The sequence below is a fragment of the Inquilinus limosus genome (genome assembly GCF_051487185.1).
Classification (GTDB): domain Bacteria; phylum Pseudomonadota; class Alphaproteobacteria; order DSM-16000; family Inquilinaceae; genus Inquilinus; species Inquilinus limosus_F.
This window is the reverse complement of sequence record NZ_JAHVDK010000028.1, coordinates 65,338-82,209: the sequence shown is the minus strand read 5'-3', so window position 1 is coordinate 82,209 and position 16,872 is coordinate 65,338. Positions and strand designations below refer to the sequence as shown.

The window sequence follows — 16,872 nt, the reverse complement described above, 5'->3', positions numbered from 1 at the left end:
GAGCCCGCCATGATCCTCTCGACCAGCTTCCCCGGCCGCAAGACCATCGCCCGCCTGACCGCCAAGGCGTATCTCGAGGCCGGGGCGATCAGCTTCAACGCCGAGACGCCGTACAAGTTCACCTCGGGCTGGGCCAGCCCGGTCTACACCGACACGCGGCGGCTGATCTCCTTCCCCCGCATCCGCGGCACGCTGATGGACTTCGCCACCTCGGTGATCCTCTCCGAGATCGGCTTCGAGCGCATCGACGCGGTGGCGGGTGGCGAGACCGCCGGCATCTCCTACGCCGCCTGGATCGCCGACCGGCTGGCGCTGCCGATGCAGTATGTCCGCAAGAAGCCGAAGGGCTTCGGCCGCAACGCCCAGATCGAGGGCGTGCTGACCGAGGGCCAGCGGGTGCTGCTGGTCGAGGACCTGAACACCGACGGCCGCAGCAAGGCCAAGTTCTGCCAGGCGCTGCGCGACGCCGGCGCGGTGGTCGAGCACGTCTTCGTCGTCTTCAACTACGGCATCTTCAAGGACACGCCGAAGTTCTTCGAATCGATCGGGGTCGAGCTGCATGCGCTCGCCACCTGGTGGGACGTGCTGGAGTTCTGCAAGTCCGGCAACCATTTCGACCCGAAGACGCTGGACGAGGTCGAGAAGTTCCTGCACGACCCGGTCTCCTGGTCGGCCGCGCATGGGGGCATCGACAAGATGCCGACGGACTGATGGGCGGCTCTCCCCCTCACCCTCCCGCCGCCTTCGGCGTCGGCCCCTCCCTCTCCCTGAGGAGAGGGAAATAGGAGCTGTACCTCCATACCTCTCCTTGGGGAGAGGTCGAAATCGCGCAGCGATTTCGGGTGAGGGGGCGGCTCCGGCCGAGGGGATCGCAGAGGCTCTGCCGGCGCATCTGAACGAGCTGTCGCCGGAGGAGGCGCGCGGCACCTTCCCCGGCTTCGTCTACCAGACCGGGAACCTGCTCGCCGCCATAAACCTGACGGTGCAAACCCACATCGCCGTCACCAACGGCAACGACTATGCCCTCGCCATGGCGCTGGTGACCGGGGTGGTGGCGGTGGTGATCGCGCTCCTGATCGCCTTCGGGCCGGAGCAGCGCGGCGTCGCCTTCGGCAGGGCGCGGCTGCGATCCGGGCTTGCCCCCGCCGCCGGGAATGGCGGCCGCGCTGCAACCATGCCCCTGCTCCGCGACTGATCCCCTAATCCTCGGGGATTGAGGCGCAACCCGCGATACGTGACTCTCCGACCCGGAGAGTCACGCGGCGTGCCCGCGGCGATTCCGGCTTTTCTGCGTCGAGAAGGAAACAATTCGACGCAAATTCCGTTTCATTGTGAAGACGGCGGCCGGGTGCGTCGCGGGACGCCATCGGGGGAGGTAGATAGATGAATCCGGTTCTGATCGCGGCCTTCGGGCTGATCGCGGTGCTGCTTTGGCGCGCCGGGCCGGGCTTCGCCGCCGTCACCGGCGGCACAGCCCTGTCGGCGGCGGCGCTCCTCCTGACCCTGCACTGATCCCCGCGGCCGGGCGACGGCGTGCCGGCCTGTCGGCCCGCCTCGGGTCCCCGATCCACCGGCCGCTCCCCAAAACCCACGAATCTGGTACAGTCCACCCTGACCGCCGGCGCTGCGCTGGCGGTCTTGTCGTGTTTCTGCCCCGCCTCGCCATGCCGGATGACCGCGCCATTGCCGAGTTGGTCGGCCAGACCTACGACGCCGCGCTCGGCGACGAGGACTGGGCGGTCGTGCTGCGCCGGATTCTGGCGCTGGTCGGCGGCGAGGCCGCGGCGCTGCACCCGACCGGCGCCCCGATGCAGACCGATGTCGCGGTCCGCGTCGGCTGCGACCCCGCCTACATCCCCCTCTACAACGTCCACTACCACCGGACCTGGCCGATCCTGCCGATGGTGCAGCAGCTGCAGGCCAGGCCGGTCTTCATCGACCGCATGGTGGTGCCGCAATCCGAGTTCATCCGGACCGAATTCTACAACGACTATGCCCGGCCGCAGGGCGGCCACAGCGGCCTCTACTGGGTCGATTTCGACCAGCACGGGCTGGGGGCGCATCTCTCGCTCTGGCGGTCGCGGCGCCGCCCCGACTGGGGTGACGAGGAGGTCCGGCTGCTGCAGCTTGTCGGCCCGCATATCGGCCGGGCCCTGAAGATCCGGGACCGGCTGGCCGCGGCCGGAGCGCGCAGCGGCGCCGCGCCGCCGCTGCTGGCGCCGCGCGAGCGCGACTGCCTCGTCTGGGTCGCCCGCGGCGCCTCGAGCAAGCAGGCCGCCCAGCGCCTGGCCCTGTCGGTCTACACCGTCAACGAATACGTCGCCTCGGCGATGCGCAAGCTGCGGGCGACCAGCCGCAGCGAGGCCGTCGCCACGGCCGTCAGCCTCGGCCTGCTCGATGCCTGAGCTTCGTCCCTCGGCCGGCGGGCGCGAGCTGTCCGACCTGATCAGCCGGATCTACGACGCCGCGCTGGGCGAGGATGACTGGGAAGCGGTGATGGGTGGGTTGTCGCGGCTGCTCGCCAGCGACTCCGCCGTCACGCTGCATCCCACCGGCGCGCCGATGCCGACCGACGCGGCGATCCGGATCCAGTCCGACCCCGCCTATATCCCGCTCTACAACGCCTATTACCACCAGGCCTGGCCGGTGCTGCCGAAGCTTCCGGGGCTGACGGCCGGCTCGGTCTTCGTTGACCGCATGCTGGTGCCGGCGGCCGAGTTCACCCGCACCGAGTTCTACAACGACTATGCCAAGCCGCAGGGCCGGCACAGCGGTCTCTACTGGGTCGATGTCGACCGGCGCGGCCTCGCCGCCCATCTGTCGCTGTGGCGGTCGCGACGCCGCCCCGAATGGGGGCAGGAGGAGATCCGGCTGCTGCAGCATCTCGGCCCGCATTTCGGCCGGGCGCTGAAGATCCAGCTCCGGCTCGCTGCCGCCTCGGCCCGCGGCCCCGATGCACCGGCCCCGCTGCTGACGCCGCGCGAGCGCGACTGCCTGGCCTGGATCGCCCGCGGCGCCTCCAGCAAGCAGGCGGCCCGCGGCCTGGCCCTGTCGGTCCACACCGTCAACGAATACGTCGCCTCGGCCAGGCGCAAGCTGCGGGCAAACAGCCGCAGCGAGGCCGTGGCCAACGCCCTCAGCCTCGGCCTGCTCTCCCCGTGACGCTCCGCTACGCGGCGAAATCCTCGATCCGGTCGGCCGCGGCGCGGTCGTAGCCGCGGCTGGCCTGCAGCAGCTGGGCGGTGTAGGGCTGGGTCACGGTGCCGTCATGCAGCTGCGCCGCGGTCAGCGTCTCGACGATACGGCCGCGGTTCATCACCGCGAGCCGGTCGCACATCACCGACACAACGGCGAGGTTGTGGGTGACCAGCAGATAGGTCAGCGCGCGCTCGGCCCTGAGGCGCTTCAGCAGGTTCAGGATCTCCGCCTGCACCGAGACGTCGAGCGCCGAGGTCGGCTCGTCCAGCAGCAGCACTCGCGGTTCCAGGATCAGCGCCCGGGCGATGGCGACGCGCTGGCGCTGCCCGCCCGAAAGCTGGTGCGGGTAGCGGAAGCGGAAGCTGGGGCCGAGCCCGACCTCCTTCAGCACCCGCTCGACCCGGGCATCACGGTTGTCGAAGCCGTGGATCGCCAGCGGCTCCATCAGCGTCGCGTCGACCGTCTGGCGCGGATGCAGCGAGCCGTAGGGGTCCTGGAACACCATCTGGCACAGCTTGAAGAAGCCCTTGTCGCGATGCCGCCCCTGCTCCCGTCCGTCGACCGCGATCCGGCCGGTCCACTCCGGGTTCAGGCCGGACAGCGCGCGCAGGATCGTCGACTTGCCGGAGCCGCTTTCGCCGACCAGGCCGAAACTCTCGCCCCGCGCCACGGCCAGCGAGGCGTCGCGCACCGCATGGGTGTCGCCGAAGACGACGTCCAGACCTTCGATCGCGATCATCGCGTCCATTTCACGCCTCCAGCCAGGCCGGGTCGCGCTGCAGCACCGGCAGAAACGGCCGGGTGTCGCCGATCTGCGGCAGGGATTCGAGCAGCCCACGGGTGTAGGGGTGCTTCGCCTGGTGCAGCTCCGCCGCGCGGCAGCTCTCCACCACCCGCCCGGCATACATGATCAGGATCCGGTCGCAGAAGCTGGCGACGAGGTTCAAGTCGTGACTGATGAAGATCAGCCCCATGCCACGCTTGGTCACCAGGTCGTCGATGATCGCCAGCACCTGCATCTGCACGGTGACGTCGAGGGCCGAGGTCGGCTCGTCCGCGATCAAGAGGTCCGGGTCGGGGATCAGCATCATCGCGATCATGATGCGCTGGCCCATGCCGCCCGAGACCTCGTGCGGGTACAGGCCCCACACCCGCTCCGGGTCGCGGATGCGCACCGCCTCGAACATCTCCAGCACCCGCCGCTTGGCCTCGCGGCCGGAGGCGCGCTTGTGGATCCGGTAGGCCTCGGCCACCTGCTCGCCCACCGTGACCACCGGGTTCAGCGAGAATTTCGGGTCCTGCATCACCATGGAGATGCGGCGGCCGCGGATCTCCCGCATCTGCCGCTCGCTCTGCCGCTGCAGGTCGATGCCGTCGAACACCAGCCGGTCGGCCTGGACCCGGCCGGGCGGGCCGACCAGCCGCAGGATCGAACGGCCGGTCATCGATTTGCCGGAACCGCTTTCGCCGACGATGCCCAGCTTCTCGCGCCCGAGGGTGAAGCCGAGGCCGCGCACCGCCCGGACCGGCCCCTTGGCCGTATCGAAGGTGACCGAGAGGTTCTCGACCTCGAGCAGGGGGCGGTTCAAGACTGCCCCTCCTGCTTCGGGTCGAGGATGTCGCGCAGCCCGTCGCCCAGCAGGTTGAAGCCCAGGCTGACCACGAAGATGGCGATGCCGGGCATGGTCGCGACCCACCATTGGTCGAGGATGAAGCTGCGGCCCTTGGAGATCATCGCCCCCCATTCCGGCAGCGGCGGCTGGGCGCCGAGGCCGAGGAAGCCGAGGCCCGCCGCGGTCAGGATGATGCCGGCCATGTCGAGCGTGACCCGGACGATCACCGAGGACAGGCACAAGGGCACGATGTGCCGGGCGACGATGCGCGCGCTGGAGGCGCCCTGCAGCCGCACCGCGCTGATGAAATCGGCGTTGCGGATGGTCAGCGTCTCCGCCCGGGCGATGCGGGCATAGGGCGGCCAGGAGGTGATGGCGATGGCGATGATCGCGTTCTCGATGCCGGGGCCGAGCGCGGCGACGAAGGCCAGCGCCAGGATCAGCTTCGGGAAGGCCAGGAAGATGTCAGTGATCCGCATCAGCACCGCATCGACCCAGCCGCCGAGATAGCCGGACACGGTGCCGATCAGGAGCCCGACCGGTGCGGCGGTGACCGCCACCAGCACGACGATCAGGAGGGTCAGCCGGGTGCCGTAGATGATGCGGGACCAGATGTCCCGGCCGAGCTCGTCGGTGCCGAGCCAGTGCTCGGCGCTGAAGGGCTGCAGCCGGGCGGCAAGGTTCTGTTCGATCGGCGACTGATGGGCCAGAAGCGGCGCGATCGCGGCGGCGACCAGGAGCGCCAGCACGATCACGAGCCCGATCATCGCCAGCGGGTTGCGGACGAGGCCGAGCCACAGCAGATAAAGCCGCCCGAGCCGCGCCTGGCCGCGCGACCGCGGCGTGTCGGAAAGAAGCCAGGCGCGCCAGGTGTCGGGTTTCGGCAGGATCTCGAAGGATTGCGTCATTGCTCGCCTCCGCCCGGCACTCTGAGTCCCCCCTCCCCTCGCGGGAGGGGGGTAGGGGGAGGGGGTTCGCGCCGCAGAGCCATTGACAGTCGTCTGCGATCCCCCGTCACAGCGGATCGATCCCTACAATTCTTGGAAGGCCGGCTGCCAAGTCGACAACCCCCTCCCCCTACCCCCCTCCCGCGGGGGGAGGGGGGACAAGGAAGGTGCGATCTCGCTAAACCCAGGCACCTCATCATCGCGCCCTCGGGTCCAGCACCCGGTACAAGAGGTCGGACAGCATGTTGAGGCCGATGTAGACGGTGCCGACGACGATGGTGCCGCCGAGCACCGCATTCATGTCGGCGTTGAGCAGGGAGTTGGTGATGTACTGGCCGAGGCCGGGCCAGGCGAAGACCGTCTCGGTCAGCACCGCCCCTTCCAGGAGGCCGGCATAGGACAGTGCGACCACGGTCAGGAGCGGCACGCGAATGTTGCGGAAGGCATGGCGCCAGATCACCGCCCGCTCCGACACGCCCTTGACCCGCGCCGTGGTGACGTATTCCTGGCGCAGCTGGTCGAGCATGAAGGACCGCGTCATCCGGCTGATATAGGCGAGGCTGTAATAGCCAAGCAGCGCCGCCGGCAGCATCAGGTGGTCGATCGCGTTCCAGAACACCTCCCATTCGCCGGCCATGGCAGCATCGAGCGTGATCACGCCGGTCACCGGCTCGACCAGCCCGTCATAGAACACGTCGAGCCGCCCGGGCCCGCCCACCCAGCTGAGCTTGGCGTAGAACAGCAGCAGGCCGACGAGGCCGAGCCAGAAGATCGGCACCGAATAGCCGATCAGCCCGACCACCCGGACGAGATGGTCGGGCCATCGGCCGCGATAAACCGCCGCCAACACCCCCGCCGGCACCCCGATCAGCACGCCGAACAACACGCCGAGCGTCGCCAGCTCCAGCGTCGCCGGGAACACCCGGCCGATATCCTCGAGCACCGGCCGCGAGGTCAGCACCGAGGTGCCGAAATCGCCCGACAGCACGTCCCCGACATAGCGGCCGAACTGGTCCCACAGCGGCTTGTCGAGGCCGAGCTCCAGCCGCGCCTTCTCATAGACGTCGCGCGGCGCCCGGTCGCCGACCACGGCGAGCACCGGGTCGATCGGCACCACCCGGCCGATCAGGAATGTGACGAGGAGAAGGCCGAAGAAGGTGGTCGCCAGCGAGACGACCACTCCGGCGACGCGGAGGGCAAGCCCGCGCCGGCGCCGGCGGCGGATGCCGCCGGGCCGGGTCGGAACCGGCTGAAGAGTGGTGGGAGCAGTCACGCGCTCAGGACTTCTTGCCGGTCCAGTAGAAGTTGCTGTCGAAGGCCGGGCCCCAGGTGATGCCTTCGACATTCTTGCGCATGGCCGGCACCTCGGTGACCTGGAACATCACCGCGAAGGGCGAGACCTCCATGTGCTTGCGCTGCAGATCTTCATAGATCCGCGCCCGCTTGGCGCCGTCGCGCTCGGTGACGGCACTCTGCGCCATCTTGGTCAGCTCCGGATCCTGCCAGCCATTGCGCCACGACAGCGTCTTCGACTTGGCGTCGGGGCCGTTGTCGACATTGATGGCGAAGGTCTCGGCGTTGGAGTTCGGATCCTGATAGTCCGTGCCCCAGCGGCCGATATACATGTCGTGGTTGCGGGCCCGGTACTTGGTCAGGGTCTGCTTGTTGTCGCCGGGGATGATCTCCACCTGCACGCCGGCCTGGGCGAAGGTCGACTGGATCGACTGCGCCATGTCCATCGAGGGCGAGGCATTCCACACGTCGAAGGTGGTCTTGAAGCCGTTCGGCAGCCCGGCCCTGGCCAGCAGCTCCTTGGCCTTGGCGACATCGAGCTTGAACGGCGCGTCGTCGATCTCGCCCAGCATGCCCTCGGGGATGAAGCCCTGATGCTTGACGCCGATGCCGCGCATGAAGCTGTTGGCCATGCCGTCATAGTCGATCAGGTATTTCAGCGCCTGCCGCACCTCCGGCTTGTCGAAGGGCGGGTGCAGCGTGTTGAAGCTGACGTACCAGACCGAGCCCTTCGGTGAATTCTCGAGCTTGATGTCGGGGTTGCCGTCCAGCGACTTCAACTGCTCGGCGCTGAGGTTGCGGGCGATGTCGATGTCGCCCTTCTGCAGCAGCAGAAGCTGGGTCGCCGGCTCGGCGACATGGCGGATGAAGACGCGGCGGAAGGCCGGCTTGCCCTGCCAATAGTCGTCGTTGCGCTCCAGCACCACGGATTCGTTCGGCTTCCAGGAGACCAGCTTGAACGGGCCGGAGCCGGCGGAATGCGTCTTCAGCCATTCATGGCCGAAATCGCCGTTCGCCTCGTGCTCCTTGACCAGCTTGCTGTCGACCACCGAGGCGACGCCCGAGGTCAGGCAGTTCAGCACGAAGGTCGGCGCATAGGCCTTGTCGGTCTTGAACACCAGCGTCCGGTCGTCCGGCGCCGTGACCATCTGGTCGACATTCTCAGCGGTCAGCCCGAACTGGCCGAGGATGAAGGCCGGGGACAGGTTCAGCTTCACCGCGCGCTGCAGCGACCAGGCCGCATCCTGGGCGGTCAGCGGGTTGCCGGAGTGGAACTTCACCCCGTCGCGGATCTTGAAGGTGTAGGTCAGTCCGTCGTCGGAGACGGTCCAGCTTTCGGCCACGCCGGGCAGGAGCTTGCTGACGTCCTTGACGTCGTAGCCGATCAGCCGCTCATAGACCTGGGCCTGGTACTCGGCCGCCGAGAATTCGAAGATCTCGGCCGGGTCGAGCGAGATGATGTCGTCGATCTGCCAGGCCTCGACCAGAGTGTCCTTCGGCGTCTCGGCCATCGCCGGAAGGCTGGCGCAAGCGAGGATCGTCGCGGCGAGAATGTTGCGGGTGAAACGCTTCAACACGTCTACCCCTCCCTGTTGTCTTTTTCCCGACCATGGAACGGAACCGGGCGCCCGACGGCCCCGCCGGATCCCATCCAGCAGGACCTGCATCGGCGCCCGAGGTCGACCCATCTTCCGAGCCGTGTCCGGCTGGAGTCAAGCCGCTCCCCGGGAACGTTCCCGCACGGCCGGTGTCCGCCGGAAGACGTTTGCCGCCGACGGGATTCCGCCTAGGCTCGCCGGCGATGACGACACCATGGCGGGGGATATGGTGGGACGATCCGGTGATGTCGTACCGGCCGGCTTGGCCGAGCCGGAGGTGGCCGCAGCCGCGGCGGCGCTGATCGCGGCCCAGGCGGAGCCGGGCCAGCCACAGGCGCTGTTCCGCGCCGCCGACGCCGCCTACCGGGCGCTGATCGGGCATCGGCTGTTCACGATCATGGCGCTGCGCGCCGACACGGCGGAGGCGGAGCGGGTCTATACCAGCGACGCCGCGTCCTACCCCGTCACCGGCCGCAAGCCGATGCAGGAGAACCGCTGGTCGGCCCAGGTGATCGGGCGGCGCGAGGTGTTCCTCGGCCGCACCCTCGCGGAGATCGCCGAGGTGTTCCCGGACCATGCGCTGATCGGCTCGCTCGGCTGCGGCGCCGTGCTGAACTTCCCGGTGGTCTATGACGGGCGGGTTCTGGGCACGGTCAATGTGCTCGACGCCGAGGGCCGCTACGACGAGGCTGCCGCCGGGCGTGGCCGCTGGCTGACCCCGCTGCTGGTCCCGGCCCTCCTCGCCGTGTGACGAAACCGCAAACGACGAACAGGGAGACAGAGAATGCGCATCCTATCGTCCGTCCTCCTCGCCGCGGCCTTGCTGGCGCCGCTGGCCCCCGCCGTCGCCGCCACGCCGTCCGACGCGTTGGTGGTGGCCAAGAACATCGACGACATCGTCAGTCTGGACCCTGCCCAGGCCTACGAGTTCACATCCGGCGAGATCGTCACCAACACCTATGACCGGCTGGTGCAGTACGAGGCCGAGGACATGCAGAAACTGGTCGGCGCCCTGGCCGAGCGCTGGACCGTGTCCGACGACGGCAAGAGCATCACCTTCACGCTGCGGCCGGGCGTGACCTTCCAGAGCGGCAACCCGGTGCGACCCGAGGACGTGGTCTTCTCCCTCGCCCGCACGGTCCGGCTGAACAAGGCGCCGGCCTTCATCCTGACCCAGCTGGGCTGGACGCCGGAGAATGTCGAGCAGGTGGTGCGCAAGACCGGCGAGGCGGAGGTCACGATCACCACCACCGGCGGCTTCTCCCCCAGCTTCGTGCTCAACGTCCTGGCCTCCCGTCCCGCTTCGATCGTCGACGAGAAGACGGTGATGCAGCACGCCAGGGACGGGGACCTGGGCAATGCCTGGCTGGGCCAGAACTCGGCCGGCACCGGGCCGTTCTCGCTGCGCGCCTACAAGCCGAACGAGTCGATCGCGCTGCGTGCCAACCCCAATTACTTCCGCGGCGCGCCGGCGATGACGTCAGTGATCTACCGTCACGTCGCCGAGCCGGCGACCCAGCGCCTGCTGCTGGAGGCCGGCGACGCCGACCTGGCGCGCGACCTGACGCCGGACCAGGTGGCGGCGCTGGAGGGCAAGGACGGCATCGCCATCGGCACCTACCCGCAGGCGGCGGTGCATTTCTTCGCCCTGAACCAGAAGGTGGAGGCGCTGCGCAGCCCGAAGCTGTGGGAGGCGGCCCGCTATCTGGTCGACTATGACGGCATGACCAAAAGCTTCCTGCGCGGCCAGATGAAGGTGCACCAGGCCTTCTGGCCCGAAGGGTTCCCCGGCGCGCTGAACGACACGCCGTTCAAGCTGGACATCGACAAGGCCAAGGCCCTGTTGGCCGAAGCCGGGGTGAAGCCGGGGCTGACGATCAAGATGGACGTGATCTCCAGCCCGCCCTTCACCGAGATCGCGCAGTCGCTGCAGTCGACCTTCGCCCAGGCCGGCATCACGCTGGAGCTGGTGCCCGGCACCGGCAGCCAGGTGATCACCAAGTACCGCGCCCGCAACCACGAGGCGGTGCTGCTGTACTGGGGCCCGGACTTCATGGACCCGCATTCCAACGCCGGCGCCTTCGCCTACAACGTCAACAACGCCGACGACGCGCCGCAGAGCACCGCCACCTGGCGCAACGCCTGGCTGGTGCCGGAGCTGAGCGCCGAGACCCAGGCGGCGCTGCAGGAGCGCGACGCCGCCAAGCGCGACGCGATGTACATCGACCTGCAGCGCAAGGTGCAGGCGTCCTCGCCGATCGTGATCATGTTCCAGGCGGTCAGCCAGGTGGCGATGGCGAAGTCCGTGCAGGGCTACGTCAACGGCGCCACCAGCGACCAGATCTACTACCGGCTGGTGACCAAGAAGTGATGCCCGACAGCACGATCGAGACCGAACGCCTGGTCCTGCGCCCGCACCGGACGGAGGACTTCGAGGATCTCGCCGCGATGTGGGCGGATCCGGAGGTGACCCGCTTCATCGGCGGCCGCCCCTCGACATCCGAAGAGAGCTGGGCGCGGCTGCTGCGCTATGCCGGGCTGTGGTCGCTGCTCGGCTTCGGCTATTGGGCGGTGCGCGACCGCGCCTCCGGCCGCTTCGTCGGCGAGGTCGGCTTCGCCGACTTCCGGCGCGGCCTGGGGCCGGATTTCGACGGCGCGCCGGAGGCCGGCTGGATCCTGGCCCCCTGGGCCCAGGGCCGCGGCCTGGCCGGCGAGGCCGTCCGCGCCGCCCTGGCCTGGGGCGACGCCCGGGGCTGGGCCCGCAGCGTCTGCATCATCGACCCGGAAAATACCCCGTCACTGCGCCTGGCGGAGGCCTGCGGCTATCGCGAGATCCGCCGCCTCACCTACAAGGACCACCCGGTCATCCTGCTGGAACAGACGAGCCAGCCTTAGCCGGCCGCCTCAATTCGCCCGATATGCGGCCACAGTGTTGCCCCCGTCCCTGCCTATACGCCTGCCGCATTGAAAAGGACTGCGGCCTGGGGCCGGGAAGGATTTCGATATGGGCTATTTCGAAGGCACGCCGGATCACGATGTCATCGACGGGAACGACGAGGCGGACACCATTCTCGGCCTCGAGGGCGACGATTATCTCGACGGCCGCGGCGGCAACGATGCGCTATTCGGCGGTGACGGCAATGACGGCCTGACCGGGGGCGCGGGCACCGATGCGCTGGACGGCGGCGCGGGCATCGACACGGCCCGATATTATGGCTCGGCCGCAGGCATCGTCGTCGATCTGGCCGCGGGCACCGCGTCCGGCGGCGATGCGGAAGGCGACCAGCTGACCGCGATCGAGAACCTGGTCGGCAGCGAGTGGAACGATCGGCTTGCCGGCACGGGCGCGGCCAATTCCCTGACCGGCGGCGGCGGGAATGATGTCCTGGTCGGTGCCGGTGGCGACGATATGCTGAACGGCGGCACGGGGGCCGATGTGCTCGACGGTGGGGCCGGCATCGATTCGGTCTCCTATGCCGACAGCCCCGCGGGCTTTCCCGTCACTGTGAACCTCCTGACCGGCCAGGGCCAGGGCGGCATGGCAGCCGGCGACACGCTGATCGACATCGAGAATGTGACCGGCACCTGGAGCGCCGACATCATCACCGGCAATGCCGCCGCCAACGGATTGGCCGGCCTGCATGGCGACGACGTTCTCGACGGCGGTGCCGGCAACGACCGGCTGGAGGGTGGCAATGGCATCGACACGCTGATCGGCGGCGACGGCGACGACGTCATCGACGGCGATTTCGGCGCCGACGCGATCAATGGCGGCGCCGGCAGCGACACCGTCAGCTACGCGGCCTCGGTCGGCAATGTTCTGGTCGACCTCTCGGCCGGTCGCGGCGGCGGGTTCTACGACGACACCGGCGACACCTATCAGGGCATCGAGAACGTCGTTGGCAGCGACTATGGCGACGAGATCACCGGCGATGCCGCAGCCAACCGGCTGGATGGCGGCGCCGAGGCCGACCTGCTGGCCGGCGGCGACGGCGACGACGTGCTTCGCGGCGGGTCCGGAGCCGACACGATCGACGGCGGCGCCGGATACGATACCGCCGACTACGGCACCAGCGCCTCCGCCGTGCGGGTCTACCTCTCCGCGGTCGTTCCCAACAATGACGGCGATGCGGCGGGCGACATCCTGACGGGCATCGAAGCGCTGGTCGGATCTGGCTTCAACGACACTCTTCAGGGCGACGCTCTCTCCAACTGGCTGCAGGGCGGCGGCGGCGTCGATTCCCTCAGTGGTGCCGCGGGCGACGACGTCCTCGAAGGCGGCGACCAGATGGATGCCCTGACCGGCGGGCTGGGGGCCGACATCCTGGACGGCGACGCCGGGCGCGACACCGTCTACTATTTCGGCTCGGCCAGCGGCGTCACGGTCGATCTCGCCGCCGGCACCGGCAGCGGCGGCGAGGCCGAAGGGGATGTCCTTCGCAGCATCGAGATCGCCTATGGCAGCCACTGGAACGATCGCCTCACCGGCAGCGTCGACGACAATTACTTCTTCGGCGACACCGGCGACGACCTGATTAACGGCGGCAGCGGCCTGGACGGCCTGGCCGGCGGCGACGGGGCCGACACCCTGATCGGCGGGGCGGGCGCGGACCGAATCGACGGCGGCGCCGGCGTGGACACCGCCTATTACACCGGCAGCAGCGCCGGGGTGCGGATCGACCTGACCGCCGGCACCGCCGCGGGCGGCGACGCCGAGGGCGACACGCTGATCGGCATCGAGCGCCTGGCCGGCAGCAATCTGAGCGACACGCTGCGTGGCGACGGCCAGAACAACATCCTGCGCGGCTATCTCGGCGGCGACATGCTGCGGGGCGAGGGCGGCAGCGATTATCTCTACGGCGATGCCGGCAATGATTCCCTGATCGGAGGCGCCGGGCCGGACCGGCTGGACGGCGGCGACGGCAACGACACCGTCTACTTCACCGACAGCACCACGGGCGTCTCGGTCGATCTCGCCGCCGGCACCGCGACGGGCGGCACCGCCCAGGGCGACGCTCTGATTTCGATCGAGAATGTCGCCGGCACCAATTTTGCCGATAGCCTGGCCGGTGACGGCCAAGTCAACATCCTACGCGGCTACAGCGGCAATGACGTTCTCTCCGGCCGCGGCGGCGCCGATACGCTGTACGGCGACGCCGGGGCCGACCGCTTCGTCTATGCCGCGGCGACGGACAGCGCCGGGGCGGCGCGGGACCGGATCGCCGATTTCAGCCATGCCCAGGGCGACCGGATCGACCTGGCGCGGATCGACGCGAACGCCGCTCTGTCGGGCGACCAAGCCTTCACCTTCATCGGCGCCGCAGCCTTCTCGCACAAGGCTGGCGAGCTGCGCGCGGCGGCCTCCGGCGCCGACACGCTGGTCGAGGCCGACACCAATGGTGACGGCACGGCGGATCTCCAGATCCTTCTCACTGGCCTCACTGGCGCCCCTACCCTTGTCGGCGCCGATTTCATCCTCTGACCCAAGGGACGACGCCGGCCCAAACGGCGTCGTCCCAGGCCTTCATCTCAGAACTGATAGGTCAGGTTCAGCCGCACGCTGCGGCCCGGCTCGGTGTAGTAGCGCAGCGGCTGGGTCGGGTTGTCGGGCACGTTGAGCGCGTCGTAGTACTTCCGGTCGAACAGGTTGAACACCCCGGCCTGGATGCGCACACCGTTCAGCCGCTCCAGCTCCCACCAGCCGGTCAGGTCGACGATGGCGTAGCCCGGCGCCTTGAAGTCCACCGCCGGGTCCTCGACCTTGTCCCGCCGCGTCGCCATGGTCACCGAGGCGTCCGCGCCCCAGCTCGCTGTGTCGTAGCCGAGGCCGAGGATGGCGCGCAGCGGCGGCACCGAGTTCAGCCAGGTCTCCGCCCCCTCGTCGCGGCCGACGGTCCAGGCCAGCGACGCCCAGCTGCGCCAGCCGTCGCCGAAGCGCCAATGCGCCGCGGCCTCGATGCCGTAGATCCGCACCCGGCCGCGGTTCACATAGGAGGTGACGCCAAGCGGATAACTGCCCGACGGCGCGCCGACGCTCTCAGGATCGACGCCGATCTGGTCGATGAAGTTGCGGTACCAGGTGTCGAACCAGGTGATCGAGCCGCCGAGATCATCGTCGCCGAGCCGGGCCCCGATCTCGTAGCCGCTGCTGGTCTCCGGCTTCAGGTCGGGGTTGCCGAGGCTGAGATAGGTGCCGGGCCCGCCATAGTTCAGATAGAGCTGATAGGCGCTCGGCGCCCGGAACCCCTTGGCCCACTGGGCGTAGAACGTCATCTGGTCCAGCGCCTGCCACGACACCAGCACCTTCGGCGACAGCGCGCTGTCGGAAGAGGAGGACGGCAGGTCGCCGGCATTCGGATTATCGCGATAGGCGGCGGTCTCATGCGGGGTCAGCTCGTACCAGTCGAAGCGCAGGCCGGGCGTGATCTTGACCCGGCCGTCGAGCACCGCGATCTCGTCCTCGGCATAGAGGCCGACGGTGTTGCCGCGCACCTCCGGCATGTCGGCCTGGTTGGAATGCAGGAAATCGCACAGCCGCGGGCCGAAGATCGCCCGCCTTGTCGTCGTCGGGCAGTTGTCGACGCCGCTGGAATGCTGGTCGATCCCGACATGATAGTATTCGCCGCCGAGGATGAGGCGGTTGGGCAGGCCGGCCATGTCGACCGTCTTCTCGGCCTCGCCGGTCGCGCCCCACAGCGTCTCCTCGATCCGGTTCTTGCGCTTGTAGAGGCCGCTCGGATAGCCGTAGAGGAAGGGGTCGCCGGGGATGATGAAGGCGCGGGAATCGACGCTGCGCAGCCCGTCATTGCCGTCGACCCGCTCCGTCTCCAGCCAGTACAGCGTCAGATGCGCCCGGTCCAGCAGCCCACCCGGCTGCGGCGCCTCGTAGTCGTAGTCGAGCGAGACCCGCTTGCGTTCGCTGCGCTCGAGCCCGTCATCGTGGCCGATCAGGTAGCTCTCGCCCGGCCCCTGGTCGGTCTTGATGTCGATGTTGTCCTGTCGGCGGAAATACTCGCCGGTGAAGGACAGGCGGTGGCCGCCCTCGAAATGATGCGCCAGCTTCACCAGGATGTTCTGCTGGTCGTAGTCGTCCGGGTTGGGCTTGGTGCGGTCGGCACCATAGCCGCCGATAGTGCCGCGGTTGTCGAGCTCATACCCGATGCGGAAGCCGCCCTGCAGCATGAGATAGGTGTCGCCGCCGATGCGGCCGGCAACCGCGGCGCTGCCGCCGACGCTGTCGTCGTCGCCCTGATAGCCGAACTTGGCGAGGCCGCCATAGTCGCGGCCGTCGCTCAGCAGATCCTCCGGATCGAAGGTGCGGAGCGCCAGCACGCCGCCGAGCGCGCCCGAGCCGTAGCGGCTGGAATCGGCGCCACGGATGATGTCGATCTTGGCCAGGGAGTCGAAATCGAAGCTGCGCAGCCCGCCGCGCACGTCACGGGCGCCGTCGTCGAGATAGGGCAGCCGGATGCCGTCGATCGTGGTCAGGACGCGGTCGCCGTCCAGGCCACGGATGTTGATGCTGTCGTTCTGCCGGTTGAAGTTGACGCCGGCATCGACGCGGCGGCCGAGATCCTGCCAGCTGCGCACGAAACGCTGGTCCAGCTCCTGCCGGTCGGTGCTGTCGGTCCAGGCCGGCTGGTCCTCGACGGCGGCGCCGGTGACCGGGATCGGATCGAGCTGCAGCGTCGGCTCGGACGGCGGCGCCTGGACAGGCGCGGCCGGCGAAGCCGACGTGACGGCAGGCGCCGACTGCGCGATAGCGGCCCCGCCGCCGAGACTCAGGGCGCCCAGCGCCACGCCCAGGCGTAGCGCACCGCGATACCCATCAACCATGAATGAACCCCCGCTCCGCGAATGGATTCCGGCGGCTGGGGGCGATCCGACCTGGCTGAACCGGGACTGGACGGCGCGGCGTCCGACTGATCTCGGCGCCGCCCGATCCGGCTGTGAGTTATCCGCAGCGGAAACCGAACGTCAACAATATTCTGCAAATAATTCTCAATCTCATCTCTTTCAGCACGAAATCAGATTCGAAAAGCTTCCACGGAACCTTTCGCGCCTTCGGCAAGAGAAATCGTCCACAACATTCTCAAGAAAACCCAGCGAAGCGACATCTGCCTGCAACAAACCTCGATTAGGGTCCGGCCATCTTTTTGATCAGCGCATTACCACACGCCGGAATCCCAATGATTCATGGTGCAGGGTGGCGCTGTCCCTTGT

The 16,872-nt window shown here is 68.6% G+C and carries 15 protein-coding genes; 9 read left to right on the top strand and 6 right to left on the bottom strand.

The window, feature by feature from the left end; genetic code table 11:
- The first annotated feature begins 9 nt into the window (after positions 1–9).
- The 5 genes from KXR53_RS27315 to KXR53_RS27295 all read left to right on the top strand — a co-directional run bounded on the left by KXR53_RS27315 (position 10) and on the right by KXR53_RS27295 (position 3,162).
- The gene (locus KXR53_RS27315; protein WP_437378462.1) at positions 10–711 is read left to right on the top strand and encodes an orotate phosphoribosyltransferase; all 702 of its coding nucleotides are present in this window, start codon (positions 10–12) and stop codon (positions 709–711) included.
- 97 nt (positions 712–808) lie between these two features.
- Entirely contained in the window at positions 809–1,195 is a 387-nt protein-coding gene (locus tag KXR53_RS27310; RefSeq protein ID WP_437378461.1) for a hypothetical protein, read from the top strand.
- A 188-nt stretch (positions 1,196–1,383) separates the two neighbouring features.
- On the top strand, positions 1,384–1,512 hold the full coding sequence (locus tag KXR53_RS27305; RefSeq protein WP_437378460.1) for a hypothetical protein: 129 nt from the start codon (positions 1,384–1,386) through the stop codon (positions 1,510–1,512).
- Positions 1,513–1,643: 131 nt separating this feature from the next.
- On the top strand, positions 1,644–2,405 hold the full coding sequence (locus KXR53_RS27300; RefSeq protein ID WP_437378459.1) for a response regulator transcription factor: 762 nt from the start codon (positions 1,644–1,646) through the stop codon (positions 2,403–2,405).
- Positions 2,398–3,162: a response regulator transcription factor gene (locus KXR53_RS27295; RefSeq protein ID WP_437378458.1), complete on the top strand. Its 765-nt coding sequence runs from the start codon at positions 2,398–2,400 to the stop codon at positions 3,160–3,162. The genes KXR53_RS27300 and KXR53_RS27295 overlap by 8 nt, the downstream gene beginning before the upstream one ends.
- A 7-nt stretch (positions 3,163–3,169) precedes the next feature.
- Here KXR53_RS27295 and KXR53_RS27290 read toward each other — a convergent pair whose 3' ends face one another.
- The 5 genes from KXR53_RS27290 to KXR53_RS27270 form a co-directional block, all read right to left on the bottom strand.
- The gene (locus tag KXR53_RS27290; RefSeq protein WP_437378491.1) at positions 3,170–3,937 is read right to left on the bottom strand and encodes an ABC transporter ATP-binding protein; all 768 of its coding nucleotides are present in this window, start codon (positions 3,935–3,937) and stop codon (positions 3,170–3,172) included.
- Between the two features lie 10 nt (positions 3,938–3,947).
- Complete coding sequence (locus KXR53_RS27285) at positions 3,948–4,787, bottom strand: ABC transporter ATP-binding protein (protein WP_437378457.1); 840 nt, start codon at positions 4,785–4,787, stop codon at positions 3,948–3,950.
- A complete protein-coding gene (nikC, locus tag KXR53_RS27280; protein ID WP_437378456.1) occupies positions 4,784–5,719 on the bottom strand; it encodes a nickel transporter permease in 936 nt (311 codons plus the stop codon). The genes KXR53_RS27285 and nikC overlap by 4 nt, the downstream gene beginning before the upstream one ends.
- Before the next feature lie 235 nt (positions 5,720–5,954).
- The gene (locus KXR53_RS27275; protein WP_437378455.1) at positions 5,955–7,031 is read right to left on the bottom strand and encodes an ABC transporter permease; all 1,077 of its coding nucleotides are present in this window, start codon (positions 7,029–7,031) and stop codon (positions 5,955–5,957) included.
- A gap of 4 nt (positions 7,032–7,035) precedes the next feature.
- On the bottom strand, positions 7,036–8,628 hold the full coding sequence (locus KXR53_RS27270) for an ABC transporter substrate-binding protein (RefSeq protein ID WP_437378454.1): 1,593 nt from the start codon (positions 8,626–8,628) through the stop codon (positions 7,036–7,038).
- Between the two features lie 247 nt (positions 8,629–8,875).
- Between KXR53_RS27270 and KXR53_RS27265 the strand changes: the two genes are divergently transcribed.
- The 4 genes from KXR53_RS27265 to KXR53_RS27250 all read left to right on the top strand — a co-directional run bounded on the left by KXR53_RS27265 (position 8,876) and on the right by KXR53_RS27250 (position 14,131).
- Positions 8,876–9,400, top strand: coding sequence for a hypothetical protein (locus KXR53_RS27265; RefSeq protein ID WP_437378453.1), 525 nt, complete (start codon positions 8,876–8,878; stop codon positions 9,398–9,400).
- Positions 9,401–9,433: 33 nt separating this feature from the next.
- The gene (locus KXR53_RS27260) at positions 9,434–11,020 is read left to right on the top strand and encodes an ABC transporter substrate-binding protein (RefSeq protein WP_437378452.1); all 1,587 of its coding nucleotides are present in this window, start codon (positions 9,434–9,436) and stop codon (positions 11,018–11,020) included.
- Positions 11,020–11,544 (top strand): GNAT family N-acetyltransferase, encoded by a 525-nt coding sequence (locus KXR53_RS27255; RefSeq protein WP_437378451.1) that lies wholly within the window; start codon positions 11,020–11,022, stop codon positions 11,542–11,544. Before KXR53_RS27260 ends, KXR53_RS27255 begins: the two co-directional genes overlap by 1 nt.
- A gap of 109 nt (positions 11,545–11,653) precedes the next feature.
- Positions 11,654–14,131, top strand: a complete 2,478-nt coding sequence (locus KXR53_RS27250; protein ID WP_437378450.1) for a hypothetical protein — start codon at positions 11,654–11,656, stop codon at positions 14,129–14,131.
- Positions 14,132–14,178: 47 nt separating this feature from the next.
- Here the strand turns inward: KXR53_RS27250 and KXR53_RS27245 are convergent, their stop codons facing one another.
- Positions 14,179–16,485 (bottom strand): TonB-dependent hemoglobin/transferrin/lactoferrin family receptor, encoded by a 2,307-nt coding sequence (locus KXR53_RS27245; RefSeq protein ID WP_437378449.1) that lies wholly within the window; start codon positions 16,483–16,485, stop codon positions 14,179–14,181.
- Between the last annotated feature and the right edge of the window lie 387 nt (positions 16,486–16,872).